12 protein-coding genes are annotated in these 13,000 nt (G+C 71.1%); 9 read left to right on the top strand and 3 right to left on the bottom strand.

The window, feature by feature from the left end; genetic code table 11:
* The first annotated feature begins 140 nt into the window (after nt 1-140).
* The 9 genes from rpsB (at nt 141) to ACZ7IF_RS29740 (ending at nt 10,012) form a co-directional block, all read left to right on the top strand.
* Complete coding sequence (gene rpsB / locus ACZ7IF_RS29780; RefSeq protein WP_470977649.1) at nt 141-1,025, top strand: 30S ribosomal protein S2; 885 nt, start codon at nt 141-143, stop codon at nt 1,023-1,025.
* 134 nt (nt 1,026-1,159) lie between these two features.
* Nucleotides 1,160-1,996 carry a translation elongation factor Ts gene (tsf, locus tag ACZ7IF_RS29775; RefSeq protein WP_470977646.1) on the top strand — a complete coding sequence of 279 codons (837 nt, stop codon included), beginning with the start codon at nt 1,160-1,162 and terminating at the stop codon, nt 1,994-1,996.
* Between the two features lie 162 nt (nt 1,997-2,158).
* Nucleotides 2,159-2,938 carry a UMP kinase gene (pyrH, locus tag ACZ7IF_RS29770; RefSeq protein WP_470977643.1) on the top strand — a complete coding sequence of 260 codons (780 nt, stop codon included), beginning with the start codon at nt 2,159-2,161 and terminating at the stop codon, nt 2,936-2,938.
* Nucleotides 2,939-3,032: 94 nt separating this feature from the next.
* Nucleotides 3,033-3,590, top strand: a complete 558-nt coding sequence (frr, locus tag ACZ7IF_RS29765; protein ID WP_365156621.1) for a ribosome recycling factor — start codon at nt 3,033-3,035, stop codon at nt 3,588-3,590.
* Nucleotides 3,590-4,666 carry a phosphatidate cytidylyltransferase gene (locus ACZ7IF_RS29760; protein ID WP_470977640.1) on the top strand — a complete coding sequence of 359 codons (1,077 nt, stop codon included), beginning with the start codon at nt 3,590-3,592 and terminating at the stop codon, nt 4,664-4,666. Before frr ends, ACZ7IF_RS29760 begins: the two co-directional genes overlap by 1 nt.
* Before the next feature lie 181 nt (nt 4,667-4,847).
* Nucleotides 4,848-5,963, top strand: a complete 1,116-nt coding sequence (gene rlmN, locus ACZ7IF_RS29755) for a dual-specificity RNA methyltransferase RlmN (protein ID WP_007266848.1) — start codon at nt 4,848-4,850, stop codon at nt 5,961-5,963.
* Between the two features lie 253 nt (nt 5,964-6,216).
* Complete coding sequence (locus tag ACZ7IF_RS29750) at nt 6,217-7,317, top strand: thiamine ABC transporter substrate-binding protein (protein ID WP_470977637.1); 1,101 nt, start codon at nt 6,217-6,219, stop codon at nt 7,315-7,317.
* A 50-nt stretch (nt 7,318-7,367) separates the two neighbouring features.
* Nucleotides 7,368-8,984 carry an ABC transporter permease gene (locus tag ACZ7IF_RS29745; RefSeq protein WP_470977634.1) on the top strand — a complete coding sequence of 539 codons (1,617 nt, stop codon included), beginning with the start codon at nt 7,368-7,370 and terminating at the stop codon, nt 8,982-8,984.
* Nucleotides 8,984-10,012: an ABC transporter ATP-binding protein gene (locus ACZ7IF_RS29740; RefSeq protein WP_470977631.1), complete on the top strand. Its 1,029-nt coding sequence runs from the start codon at nt 8,984-8,986 to the stop codon at nt 10,010-10,012. Before ACZ7IF_RS29745 ends, ACZ7IF_RS29740 begins: the two co-directional genes overlap by 1 nt.
* A gap of 10 nt (nt 10,013-10,022) precedes the next feature.
* Here ACZ7IF_RS29740 and ACZ7IF_RS29735 read toward each other — a convergent pair whose 3' ends face one another.
* The 3 genes from ACZ7IF_RS29735 to ACZ7IF_RS29725 are packed head-to-tail and all read right to left on the bottom strand — an operon-like array spanning nt 10,023 to nt 12,906.
* Complete coding sequence (locus ACZ7IF_RS29735; protein WP_470977629.1) at nt 10,023-11,276, bottom strand: cytochrome P450; 1,254 nt, start codon at nt 11,274-11,276, stop codon at nt 10,023-10,025.
* 15 nt (nt 11,277-11,291) lie between these two features.
* On the bottom strand, nt 11,292-12,686 hold the full coding sequence (locus ACZ7IF_RS29730) for an NAD(P)/FAD-dependent oxidoreductase (RefSeq protein ID WP_470977626.1): 1,395 nt from the start codon (nt 12,684-12,686) through the stop codon (nt 11,292-11,294).
* A complete protein-coding gene (locus tag ACZ7IF_RS29725) occupies nt 12,676-12,906 on the bottom strand; it encodes a ferredoxin (protein WP_470977623.1) in 231 nt (76 codons plus the stop codon). The genes ACZ7IF_RS29730 and ACZ7IF_RS29725 overlap by 11 nt, the downstream gene beginning before the upstream one ends.
* Nucleotides 12,907-13,000: the final 94 nt, after the last annotated feature.

Below are 13,000 nucleotides of genomic sequence, written 5' to 3'. Positions count from 1 at the left end.
TGGCGATCCGGGTCACCGGGTCGACTTCGCACGCCCCAGCGCCGACCGGTTCCGGTCAGGTGAATGCGTCTCTCGGTCCCTCAAGGGGCAGGGCGCGGCGGGGCGTCAGGAACCAAAACCGAGAAACCAAGGAGATGGCCATGGCCGTCGTAACGATGCGGGAGCTGCTGGAGAGCGGCGTCCACTTCGGTCACCAGACCCGTCGCTGGAACCCGAAGATGAAGCGCTTCATCTTCACCGAGCGCAACGGCATCTACATCATCGACCTGCTCCAGTCGCTGTCGTACATCGACCGCGCCTACGAGTTCGTGAAGGAGACCGTCGCGCACGGTGGCTCCATCATGTTCGTCGGTACGAAGAAGCAGGCGCAGGAGGCCATCGCCGAGCAGGCGACCCGCGTCGGCATGCCGTACGTCAACCAGCGCTGGCTGGGCGGCATGCTCACCAACTTCTCCACCGTCTACAAGCGCCTCCAGCGCCTGAAGGAGCTTGAGGCGATCGACTTCGAGGACGTCGCCGCCTCGGGTCTCACCAAGAAGGAGCTCCTGGTCCTCTCCCGCGAGAAGGCCAAGCTGGAGAAGACCCTCGGTGGTATCCGCGAGATGTCGAAGGTTCCCAGCGCCGTCTGGATCGTCGACACCAAGAAGGAGCACATCGCCGTCGGTGAGGCGCGCAAGCTGCACATCCCGGTCGTCGCGATCCTCGACACCAACTGCGACCCCGACGAGGTCGACTACAAGATCCCGGGCAACGACGACGCGATCCGCTCCGTCACCCTGCTCACCCGCGTGATCGCCGACGCCGTCGCCGAGGGCCTCATCGCCCGCTCCGGCGCCGCGACCGGCGACTCGAAGCCGGGCGAGAAGGCCGCCGCCGAGCCCCTCGCCGAGTGGGAGCGCGACCTGCTCGAGGGCGAGAAGAAGGCTGACGCCGAGGCCCCCGCGGCCGAGGCCCCGGCTGCCGAGGCCCCCGCGGCCGAGGCTGCGGCCGTCGAGGCTCCGGCCGCCGACGCCGAGCAGGCCTGACCCACTGAGAGCGCCCGGCGTTCACGCGCCGGGCACTCGCAGCACGGACGATGACGGCGGGGGAGCCGCGCCACGAGCGCGCTCTCCCGCCGTTCACCCGTAGATCTACGACTTCGAGAGAGAATCACAGACTCATGGCGAACTACACCGCCGCTGACGTCAAGAAGCTCCGCGAGCTCACCGGCGCCGGCATGCTGGACTGCAAGAACGCGCTCGTCGAGGCCGACGGTGACGTCACCAAGGCCAACGAGATCCTGCGCGTCAAGGGCCTGAAGGGTGTCGCCAAGCGCGAGGGCCGTTCCGCCGAGAACGGTGCCGTCACCTCCCTGATCGCCGCCGACGCCACCTCCGGCGTGCTGCTCGAGCTCAAGTGCGAGACCGACTTCGTCGCCAAGAGCCCGAAGTTCCTGGCCGTCGCCGACCAGCTCGCCGCCCACGTGGCCGCCACCACCCCGGCGGACATCGAGGCCCTGCTGGCGTCCGAGATCGAGGCCGGCAAGACCGTCCAGGCGTTCGTGGACGAGGCCAACGCCAACCTCGGTGAGAAGATCGTCCTCGACCGCTTCGCGCAGTACGAGGGCGCCTTCGTCGCCTCCTACATGCACCGCACCATGCCCGACCTGCCCCCGCAGATCGGTGTCCTGGTCGAGCTGGACAAGGCCGACGCCGACCTGGCCAAGGGCATCGCCCAGCACATCGCCGCCTTCGCGCCGAAGTACCTGACCGCCGAGGACGTTCCGGCCGAGGTCGTCGAGTCCGAGCGCCGCGTCGCCGAAGAGGTCACCCGCGCCGAGGGCAAGCCCGAGGCCGCGATCGCCAAGATCGTCGAGGGTCGCGTCAACGGCTTCTTCAAGGACGTCACGCTGCTCGGCCAGCCGTACGCGCTGGACAACAAGAAGTCCGTCCAGAAGGTTCTGGACGAGGCCGGTGTCACCCTGAAGCGCTTCGCCCGCATCAAGGTCGGCATCTGAGTCCGTCCGTACGCGACGGACACCGGACCCCGATAGGGTCTGAAGCAGTCGTCCGCGCTTGCGCAGGACGACCGCAGATCTGACGAGGAGGCCATTGCCGCAGAGGGAACCGCGAGGACCCACCGGCAATGGCCTTCTTCGTATGTGCACGAGGAGATCTCCATGAATCAGGGCGTGGACCCCCACACCGCATCCGACGACAAGAGCGACCACGAGCAGAAGGGTCGCCGCTTCATGCTGAAGCTGTCCGGCGAAGCCTTCTCCGGCGGCGGCGGACTGGGTGTCGACCCCGACGTCGTGCACGCCATCGCCCGCGAGATCGCGGCCGTTGTCCGCGACGGCGCCGAGATCGCGGTCGTCATCGGCGGCGGCAACTTCTTCCGCGGCGCGGAGCTTCAGCAGCGCGGCATGGACCGGGCCCGGTCCGACTACATGGGCATGCTCGGCACCGTCATGAACTGCCTCGCCCTCCAGGACTTCCTGGAGAAGGAAGGCATCGACAGCCGAGTCCAGACCGCCATCACCATGGGGCAGGTCGCGGAGCCGTACATCCCGCTGCGCGCCGTGCGCCACCTGGAGAAGGGCCGCGTCGTCATCTTCGGCGCCGGCATGGGCATGCCGTACTTCTCCACCGACACCACGGCCGCCCAGCGTGCCCTGGAAATCGACGCCGAAGCCCTCCTCATGGGCAAGAACGGTGTCGACGGGGTCTACGACTCCGACCCGAAGACCAACCCGGACGCGGTGAAGTTCGACGCGCTGGAGTACAGCGAGGTGCTGTCCCGGGACCTCAAGGTCGCCGACGCCACGGCCATCACGCTGTGCCGCGACAACCGGCTGCCGATCCTGGTCTTCGAGCTGCTCGCCGAAGGCAATATCGCCCGCGCCGTCAAGGGTGAGAAGATCGGCACGCTCGTGAGCGACCAGGGCACCCGGGCCTGAGCCCACCGAGCCGGGCCCGCAAGGGCCCGGTCCGGGCGGCCCGGACCGCCCGCGCCCGCCTGAACCATCCATATCTGACATGCAGGAGCACGTGGTGATCGAAGAAATCCTCCTCGAGGCCGAGGAGAAGATGGAGAAGGCCGTCGTCGTCGCCAAGGAAGACTTTGCCGCGATCCGCACGGGCCGTGCGCACCCGGCGATGTTCAACAAGATCGTGGCGGACTACTACGGTGCCATCACGCCCATCAACCAGCTCGCCTCCTTCGCCGTGCCCGAGCCGCGCATGGCGATCGTGACGCCGTTCGACGCCTCCGCGCTGCGCAACATCGAGCAGGCGATCCGCGACTCCGACCTCGGTGTCAACCCGAGCAACGACGGCCGCATCATCCGGGTGACCTTCCCGGAGCTGACGCAGGACCGCCGCAAGGAGTTCATCAAGGTCGCCAAGACCAAGGCCGAGGACTCCAAGGTCTCCATCCGCTCCGTGCGCCGCAAGGCCAAGGACGCCCTCGACAAGCTGGTCAAGGACAAGGAGGCCGGCGAGGACGAGGTGCGCCGCGCCGAGAAGGAGCTCGACGACACCACCGCGAAGTACGTCGCGCAGGTGGACGAGCTGCTCAAGCACAAGGAAGCCGAGCTCCTCGAGGTCTGATGAACGACTCTCCCTGGGCCGCTGAGCCGGTTCCGGCGGGTCCCGCATACGATGCGCTGGTGGGCCCGCAGACTGCGCCCATGTCCATCGTGCCCGATGCCGCCGGCCGTGCCTTCGACGACCGGGAAGCACGCGATCGGGGGGCCGCCTTCGTCGGCGGCCCCCCGTTCCGCGCCGAGACGCCGTTGCAGGAGCCCATGCCCAGCCCCCCGCCTCCGCCTCCGCAGGCCCCGCAGGACGCCTCGCCCCCGCCGCAGAAGAAGCGCGCGGGGCGGGATCTGCGTGCCGCCATAGGGGTCGGCGTCGGCCTCGGCGCGGTGATCTTCGCTTCGCTGTTCATCGTCAAGGCCGTCTTCGTCGGCGTCATCGTCGTCGCGGTCGTGGTCGGCCTGTGGGAGCTCACCTCCCGGCTCCAGGAGAAGAAGGGCATCAAGGCCCCGCTGGTCCCGCTCGCGGTCGGCGGCGCGGCGATGATCATCGCCGGGTACGTCCGCGGGGCCGAGGGCGCCTGGGTGGCGATGGCGCTCACCGCGCTGGCCGTTCTCGTGTGGCGGATGACCGAGCCTCCCGAGGACTACCTCAAGGACGTCACGGCCGGCGTCTTCGCGGCGTTCTACGTGCCCTTCCTGGCGACCTTCGTCGCGATGCTGCTGACCCCCGCCGACGGTCCGCAGCGCGTGGTGACCTTCCTGGTCCTGACCGTGGTCAGCGACACCGGGGCCTACGCCGTGGGCTGGCGCTTCGGCAAGACCAAGCTCGCCCCGCGCATCAGCCCCGGCAAGACCCGCGAGGGGCTCTTCGGAGCGGTGGCCTTCGCGATGGCGGCCGGCGCACTGTGCATGGAGTTCCTGATCGACGGCGGCGCCTGGTGGCAGGGCCTGCTGCTGGGCCTCGCGGTCGCGGTCTCCGCCACCCTGGGCGACCTCGGCGAGTCGATGATCAAGCGTGACCTGGGCATCAAGGACATGGGCACGCTGCTCCCGGGCCACGGCGGCATCATGGACCGACTGGACTCGCTGCTGCCGACCGCTCCGGTGGTCTGGCTGCTGCTGGCGGCGTTCGTCGGTACCGGCTGAGCCGTTGCTCCCGGGCCCTGAGGCCCTGGAGCGGAGCACCGGCTGACGGGTCGGGGCCGGGTTATCCTGGAGGGCGCGCCGTGTTCACGCGGCGCGCCCTTTCCGTCCGGCGGCCGAGTCGCCGCGGACCGGCCCTGCACGCGCGGGGTGACCCCCACCCCGTCGTACCGAGGAGTACCGCATGGCCCCCCGTCCCGTTCCGGGTGAGCTCACCTTCGTCGCGCCCCGCGGAGCGAAGAAGCCGCCCCGGCACCTCGCCGACCTCACCCCGGCCGAGCGCCGCGAGGCGGTGGCCGCGATCGGCGAGAAGCCGTTCCGGGCCAAGCAGCTCTCCCAGCACTACTTCGCCCGCTACGCGCACGACCCGGCCGAGTGGACCGACATCCCGGCGGCCTCGCGCGAGAAGCTCCAGCAGGAGCTGCTGCCGGAGCTGATGAACGTCGTGCGGCACATCAGCTGTGACAACGACACCACCCGCAAGACCCTGTGGAAGCTGCACGACGGCACGCTCGTCGAGTCCGTGCTGATGCGCTACCCCGACCGGGTGACGATGTGCATCTCCTCGCAGGCCGGCTGCGGCATGAACTGCCCGTTCTGCGCCACCGGCCAGGCCGGCCTGGACCGCAACCTCTCCACCGCCGAGATCGTGCACCAGATCGTCGACGGCATGCGCGCCCTGCGCGACGGCGAGGTCCCCGGCGGCCCGGCCCGGCTGTCCAACATCGTCTTCATGGGCATGGGCGAGCCGCTCGCGAACTACAAGCGCGTCGTCGGCGCCATCCGCCGCCTCACCGACCCGGAGCCCGACGGCCTGGGCCTGTCGCAGCGCGGCATCACCGTCTCCACCGTCGGCCTGGTCCCGGCGATGCTGCGGTTCGCCGACGAGGGCTTCAAGTGCCGCCTCGCGGTCTCCCTGCACGCCCCGGACGACGAGCTGCGCGACACCCTCGTCCCGGTGAACACCCGCTGGAAGGTCCGCGAGGTCCTCGACGCGGCCTGGGAGTACGCGGAGAAGTCCGGCCGCCGGATCTCCATCGAGTACGCCCTGATCCGCGACATCAACGACCAGGCCTGGCGCGGCGACCTGCTCGGTCGCCTGCTCAAGGGCAAGCGCGTGCACGTCAACCTGATCCCGCTGAACCCGACGCCGGGCTCGAAGTGGACCGCCTCGCGCCCCGAGGACGAGAAGGCCTTCGTCGAGGCGATCGCCCGCCACGGGGTGCCCGTGACCGTCCGTGACACCCGCGGCCAGGAGATCGACGGCGCGTGTGGCCAGCTCGCCGCCTCGGAACGCTAGATTCCGGTCACGGGCCGGCGTAAATCGGCCGCGGGGTACCCTGTGGCCGAACCAATTGCATATTCCGACAGGGGAGCGCCACAGCGCTGAGAGTGCGGTATCCGTCATCCGCAGACCCTCTGAACCTCGCCCCGGTCATTCGGGGTAGGAAGTTCGGTCACCACTCAAGCTGTTGCGCCCTGCCCGGCGTCCGCTCCCACAGAGCGCCGGGCGGGGCCGCGTCTTCTCCTGGTCATCCCAGGAGGAATCACCAGTGAGCACCACCAAGAAGATCGCGGGCGCGGCGCTCGCGGCCGCGCTCGGCGTCACCACGCTCGGCGCCTGTGGCGGCGGCGAGGCCAAGGACAAGCCCGCGGGCGCGACCGACGCCCCGAAGTCCAAGACGGTCACGCTCGTCTCCCACGACTCCTTCAACGTGACCGACACGGTCCTCAAGGAGTTCGAGCAGCAGAGCGGCTACACCGTCAAGGTGCTGAAGTCCGGCGACGCCGGCGCCGCCCTCAACCAGGAGATCCTCACCAAGGGCTCCCCGCGCGGCGACGTCTTCTTCGGCGTCGACAACACCCTGCTCTCGCGGGCCCTCGACAACGGAGTCTTCACCCCGTACCAGGCCAAGGGCCTGGACACGGTGAAGCCCGAGTTCGTCCTCGACAAGCAGCACCGCGTCACCCCGGTCGACTCCGGCGACATCTGCGTCAACTACGACAAGGCCTACTTCGCCGACAAGAAGATCGCCCCGCCGCAGACGCTGGACGACCTGGTCAAGCCGGAGTACAAGAACCTGCTGGTCACCGAGAACGCCGCGACCTCCTCGCCCGGCCTCGGCTTCCTCCTCGCCTCCGTCGGCAAGTACGGCGAGGAGGGCTGGAAGGACTACTGGAGCAAGCTCAAGGCCAACGGCGTCGAGGTCGTCGACGGGTGGGAGCAGGCCTACAACGAGCGCTTCTCCGGCTCCGCCGGCGGCAAGAAGGCCAAGGGCGACCGCCCGCTGGTCGTCTCCTACGCCTCCAGCCCGCCGGTCGAGGTCCTCTACGGCGAGCCGCAGCCGGCCGAGGCGCCCACGGGCGTGGCCACCGGCACCTGCTTCCGCCAGATCGAGTTCGCGGGCCTGCTCAAGGGCGCGAAGAACGATGAGGGCGGCAAGGCCCTCATCGACTTCCTGGTCTCCAAGAAGTTCCAGGAGGACATGCCGCTCCAGATGTTCGTGAACCCGGTGGTCAAGGACGCGAAGCTGCCGGAGCTGTTCACGAAGCACGGTGTCGTGGTCGACAAGCCGGAGAACGTCGCTCCGGAGGCCATCGCCAAGAACCGTGAGCAGTGGGTCAAGACGTGGTCCTCGCTCGTCGTGAAGTAGAGCGCCTTCCCGCGGGGGGCGGGCGCGCCACGGCCGTCAGACTCGCTCTGATGGCCGTGCCGCTCGCCTTCTTCGGACTGTTCTTCGCCTACCCCGTCGCCGCGATCGTCGGCCGCGGGCTCAAGACGGACGAGGGCTGGCAGTTCGGCCGGATCGGCGAGGTCCTCGCCCGGCCCGACATCGCCGGCGTGCTGTGGTTCACCACCTGGCAGGCGCTCGCCTCGACCGCCCTCACCCTGCTCCTGGCGCTGCCCGGCGCCTACGTCTTCGCGCGCCTGGAGTTCCCCGGCAAGCAGCTGCTGCGCGCGCTGGTCACCGTTCCCTTCGTACTGCCGACCGTGGTCGTCGGCAGTGCCTTCCTGGCGCTGGTCGGGCGGGGCGGGCTGCTCGACGAGCTGTGGGGCGTCCGGCTGGACACCACCGTGTGGGCGATCCTGCTCGCCCACGTCTTCTTCAACTACGCCGTCGTGGTGCGGACGGTCGGCGGCCTGTGGGCGCAGCTGGACCCGCGCCAGGAGGAGGCCGCCCGGGTGCTGGGCGCCGGGCGGTTCGCGGCGTGGCGGCGGGTGACGCTGCCCGCGCTCGCGCCGGCCGTGGCCGCGGCCTCCCTGATGGTGTTCCTGTTCACGTTCAGTTCCTTCGGCGTCGTGCAGATCCTGGGCGGGCCCGCGTACGCCACTCTGGAGGTGGAGGTCTACCGGCAGACGGCACAGCTGCTGGACCTGCCGACCGCCGCCGTGCTGACGATGGTGCAGTTCGCGGCCATCGCCGCCGTCCTCGCCGTGCACGCGTGGACCGTGCGCCGGCGGGAGACCGCGCTGCGCCTCGTCGACCCCTCGCGCACCGCGCGTCCGCCGCGCGGCCGGGCGCAGCGCGGCCTGCTGGGCGGGGTGCTGGTGTCGGTGGCGCTGCTGGTCGTGGCGCCGCTGGCGGTGCTGGTGGAGCGGTCCTTCGACGCGCCGGGCGGTTACGGCTTCGGCTTCTACCGGGCGCTGCAGGACGCGGGCGCCGGGGGCGGAACGTTTCTGGTGCCGCCGCTGGAGGCCATCTGGAACTCCCTCCAGTACGCGCTCGCCGCCACCGCCATCGCCCTGGCCGTCGGGGCTCTCGCGGCCGCCGCCCTGACCCGGCGCGGTGGCCGCTTCGTACGCGGCTTCGACGCGCTGCTGATGCTGCCGCTCGGGGTGTCCGCCGTGACCGTGGGCTTCGGGTTCCTGATCACCCTGGACGAGCCGCCGCTCGACCTGCGGACCTCGTGGATCCTGGTGCCGCTCGCGCAGGCGCTGGTCGGGGTGCCGTTCGTGGTACGGACCATGCTGCCGGTGCTGCGGGCCGTCGACGGCCGGCTGCGGGAGGCGGCGGCCGTGCTCGGGGCCTCGCCGCTGCGGGCCTGGCGGGAGGTGGACCTGCCGCTGGTGCGGCGGGCGCTGCTGATCGCGGCGGGCTTCGCCTTCGCGGTCTCGCTGGGCGAGTTCGGCGCGACCGTCTTCATCGCCCGGCCGGACCACCCGACGCTGCCGGTGGCCGTGGCGCGGCTGCTGGGGCGGGCCGGGGAGATGAACTACGGGCAGGCCATGGCCCTGAGCACGATTCTGATGCTGGTGTGCGCGGTGTCCCTGCTGGTGCTGGAGCGACTGCGACCCGACAAGACCTCGGGAGAGTTCTGATGACCCTGCTCCGGCTCGAAGGGGTGTCGGTCCGCTTCGGCGACCGGGCGGTCGTGGACGCGGTCGACCTGGAGGTCGCCGAGCACGAGACCGTGTGCGTGCTCGGCCCCAGCGGCAGCGGCAAGTCCACCCTGCTGCGGGTGGTGGCCGGGCTCCAGCCGGTGTCCGGGGGGCGGGTGCTGCTCGGCGGGGCCGACCAGGCCGGCGTGCCGGTGCACCGGCGCGGGGTGGGCCTGATGTTCCAGGACCACCAGCTCTTCCCGCACCGGGACGTCGCCGGGAACGTCTCCTTCGGCCTGCGCATGAAGCGATCCCGTTCGCGGAAGGGATCGTACGAGGCACAGGTCGCGGAACTGCTGGAGCTGGTCGGGCTCCCGGGAGCCCAGGGCCGGGCCGTCTCCTCGCTGTCCGGCGGGGAGCAGCAGCGGGTGGCCCTCGCCCGGGCACTGGCCCCCTCGCCCCGGCTGCTGATGCTGGACGAGCCGCTCGGCCAGCTGGACCGGGGGCTGCGCGAGCGGCTGGTGGTCGAGCTCCAGGGGCTGTTCTCCCGGCTGGGCACCACCGTCCTGGCCGTCACCCACGACCAGGGCGAGGCCTTCGCGCTGGCCGACCGGGTGGTGGTGATGCGGGACGGGCGGATCGCGCAGGCCGGGACCCCACTGGAGGTGTGGCAGCGGCCCGCGTCGGAGTTCGTGGCCCGCTTCCTCGGCTTCGAGAACGTGGTTCCGGGGACGGTGGCGGGTACCGCCGCCGCCACCGCGTGGGGCAGGGTGCCGGTCCCGGCCGGGACGCCCGAGGGGGAGCGGCGGCTGTTGGTCCGTCCCGCCGGGGTGGTGCTGTGCGAGGCCGGGCTGGGCTGCGTGGTGGAGTCCCGGACCTTCCGCGGCACGCACGTGGCCCTGCGGCTGAAACCCGCGTCGGGGCCCGTACTGGAGGCCGAATGCGAGCTGGCCACCGCGCCGGCCGTGGGGGACCGGGTCGCGGTGGCGTTCAGCCCGTCGGAGGTCGTCGTCCTCCCGGAAGACTGATCCCGGAAGGCTAGTCCCGGATGCCGTCGCAGGCGATCGGCAGGTGGCGCGGGCCGCGCAGGACCGCGTTCTGCCGGTAGGGCGGCGGGTCCTCCAGCAGCCGGGGGTTCTCCAGCCTGCGGGCCAGCTCGCTCAGCGCCAAGGCCGCCTCCAGCCGGGCCAGCGGCGCCCCGAAGCAGCTGTGGATGCCGCTGCCGAGGCCCAGGTGCTGGACGTCCGCGCGGTCCGGGTCGAAGCGGTCCGGGTCCGCGAACCGCTTCGGGTCGCGGTTCGCGGAGGCCAGGATCAGCCAGAGCGAGGAGCCCTTGGGGATGGTCACCCCCGCCACATCGATGTCTGCGAGCGTGCTGCGCTGCGGCAGCAGCTGCACCGGCGGCTCGTAGCGCAGCAGCTCCTCCACGATCGGTACGGCCAGGTTCGGCTCGGCGCGCAGCCGGGCCAGGTGCTCCGGATGCCGCAGCAGGGTGAGCATGCCGTTCGTGATCAGGTTGACGGTGGTCTCGTGCCCCGCGATCAGCAGCAGCGCCGCCGTGCTGAGCACCTCCATCGTGGTCATGGTGCCGTCCGGCCCCTGCCCGGTCGCCAGCTCCGACAGCATGTCCCCGGTGGGGCTCTTGCGCCGCTCCTCGATCAGCCCGGCCAGGTACATGCCGAGCTCCATCCGCGCGTCCGCCGTCTTCTTGGCGCGCTCGCCCGCATCGGCGTCGGGATCGGGGTCCAGACTCGCGGCGAGGGTGTCGGCCCAGACGTGGAAGCGCGCCTCGTCCTCGCCCGGCACGCCCAGCAGCCGGCAGATCACCGTGACCGGGAACGGGTACGAGAACTCCTCGACCAGGTCGATCCGCCCGGGGTCGCCCTCCTTGGCGATGGTGTCGACCAGCCCGGTGACGATGCCGCCCAGCTCACCGCGCATCTGCTCGACGCGGCGCGGGGAGTGCGGCGGCCCGAACGGGCGGTTCGTCATCCGGCGCAGCCGGTCGTGGTCGGGCGGGTCCAGCTTCAGGAAGGAGGGCGGCAGGACCCCGCCCTCCGCCTCCTCCTCGCCCGCCTCGCTCAGCGGGTCGCCGGCGGCCGCCGTCAGGTTGCGGGAGTCGGAACTGATCCGCGGATCGTGCAGCAGGCCCTTGATCTCGTGGTACGTGCTGAGGACGTACGGACCGTCCCCGTCGTGGAACACCGGGGTCTTGCGGAGCTCCGCGTACAGGGGGTACGGATTGGCCCGGCTCGAGTAGTCGAGGATCTGCCGCAGGATGCCTTCAGTCATGAGAGGTCCTCGTGCTCAGTTGTGCGCCGGCGTGAACGTCATCCGCCGGTCGGCCGGCGAGTAGCCGCTCAGGGTGATCGTCGGGCCGTGCGTGGGCACCGACGGGTCGGGGAAGTCCGCGTCCAGCGGCCTGTTCCCCTCGGGCCTGCGGTCCACCGTCTGGTAGGGCGGCGGGAACGGCGCGGTCTGCTCGATCTGCTGCTCGTAGAAGTCCAGCCAGCGGCACTGGTCGAAGGTGACGGCGCCGATGACCCGCCCCTGGTAGCCGTAGACGCCGACGAAGCGGCGCTCGGCGCGCGAGCCCTGCGTGATGACGATCTCGGTCCCCATCGAGGGGACCCCGACCGACTTGATGTTCACGCCGAACTGCGACGACCAGAAGGCCGGGACCCATACGTGCGGGCGGCGATCCGCGCTCTCGCTGAGCATGTTGTGCGCGGCCGTCCCGGCCTGGGCGACGGCATTGCCCCAGTGCTCCAGGGACAGGAACTGGTAGCCGAAGAGGGCGTGCGGCGAGCGGGCCACGTCGCCGGCCACGTAGATGTCGTCGGTGACGATGCCCCAGATGTCGAAGGCCCGGCAGCCCGCGTCGCAGGCGATGCCGCGCGGACCCGCGCCGAGTCCGGACCCGGCCAGCCACTCGGTGTTGCGCTGGGCGCCGAGCGAGACGACCACGACCTCCGCCTCCAGCGTGGTGCCGTCGGAGAGGTGCGCGGCGCGGACCCTGCCGGAGGAGTCGCCCTCCAGGCCCGTCACCGTGATCCCGGTGCGCAGGTCCACCCCGTTCTCGCGGTGCATCTCGGCCGCGACCGCGCCGACCACCCCGCCGAGCGCTCCGACCAGGGGCGCGTCACCGCGTTCCGCCACGGTGACGGCCAGGCCGCGTTCCCGGCACGCGGAGGCGATCTCGGAGCCGGTGAACCCGGCACCGATGACGAGCACCCTGCCGGGCCCGGAGGCGAGCGCGCGCTCCAGTGCCGCGCCGTCTTCCCGGGTGCGCAGGACGAAGACCCCGTCGAGGGCGCCCTCGTCGGGGTTCGGCCACGGCCGGGCGCGCACGCCGGTGGCGATCAGCAGCCGGTCGTACTCCACCTCGTCCCCGTCGGCGAGGCGGACCCGGCGGGCCGCCATGTCCAGACCGGCGGCCGGCACGCCGAGCCGCCACTTGGCGTCGATGTCCCGGCGGCGGGGGAGGGCCGTGCGGTCCGCGGTCGCCTTGCCGAGCAGGACCTGTTTGGACAGCGGGGGACGGTCGTACGGCTCGTGGGGTTCGTCGCCGATCATCGTCAGGGATCCGGTGAACCCCTTCTCGCGCAGGGTTTCGGCGGCCCGCAGGCCGGCCAGGGAGGCTCCCACGACGACGATGCGGCCTTCGCGCTTGAGCCGCTCCAGGGCTGCGTCACCGCTCACCACGCGCCTCCGCGGTCGAAAGGGACCCGTTCACGGCATCCAGCAGGATGGCCCGGACGGGGCAGGCGTGGACGGCGCGGACGACGTTCTCGCGGTGCTCCTCGTCGGGCTCCGGGTCGTAGAGCAGGGACTCGTCGCCGTGCATGGCGAAGACGTCCGGTGCGAGGAACGCGCACTGCGCGTAGCCCTGGCACCGGTTGAGGTCCACGACAAGCCTCATGGGGCATCAGCCTTTCCGTGACCTGTTGACCCCCACGGACCCCCGACACCCTCCCGACCTCCAGCATGCGCGCGAGACCCGCGCGCCGCCTGCG

The sequence above is a fragment of the Streptomyces sp. NPDC037421 genome (assembly GCF_055602105.1).
This window is presented reverse-complemented; position numbering and strand designations above follow the sequence as displayed.

Bases quoted from the DNA above. Each gene is read 5' to 3' on its own strand.
- ACZ7IF_RS29760 (WP_470977640.1), top strand. From the start codon at position 3,590: ATGAACGACTCTCCCTGGGCCGCTGAGCCGGTTCCGGCGGGTCCCGCA.
- ACZ7IF_RS29725 (WP_470977623.1), bottom strand. From the start codon at position 12,906: ATGAGGCTTGTCGTGGACCTCAACCGGTGCCAGGGCTACGCGCAGTGC.
- ACZ7IF_RS29740 (WP_470977631.1), top strand. From the start codon at position 8,984: ATGACCCTGCTCCGGCTCGAAGGGGTGTCGGTCCGCTTCGGCGACCGG.
- ACZ7IF_RS29745 (WP_470977634.1), top strand. From the start codon at position 7,368: ATGGCCGTGCCGCTCGCCTTCTTCGGACTGTTCTTCGCCTACCCCGTC.
- ACZ7IF_RS29735 (WP_470977629.1), bottom strand. From the start codon at position 11,276: ATGACTGAAGGCATCCTGCGGCAGATCCTCGACTACTCGAGCCGGGCC.
- pyrH (WP_470977643.1), top strand. From the start codon at position 2,159: ATGAATCAGGGCGTGGACCCCCACACCGCATCCGACGACAAGAGCGAC.
- tsf (WP_470977646.1), top strand. From the start codon at position 1,160: ATGGCGAACTACACCGCCGCTGACGTCAAGAAGCTCCGCGAGCTCACC.
- rpsB (WP_470977649.1), top strand. From the start codon at position 141: ATGGCCGTCGTAACGATGCGGGAGCTGCTGGAGAGCGGCGTCCACTTC.
- rlmN (WP_007266848.1), top strand. From the start codon at position 4,848: ATGGCCCCCCGTCCCGTTCCGGGTGAGCTCACCTTCGTCGCGCCCCGC.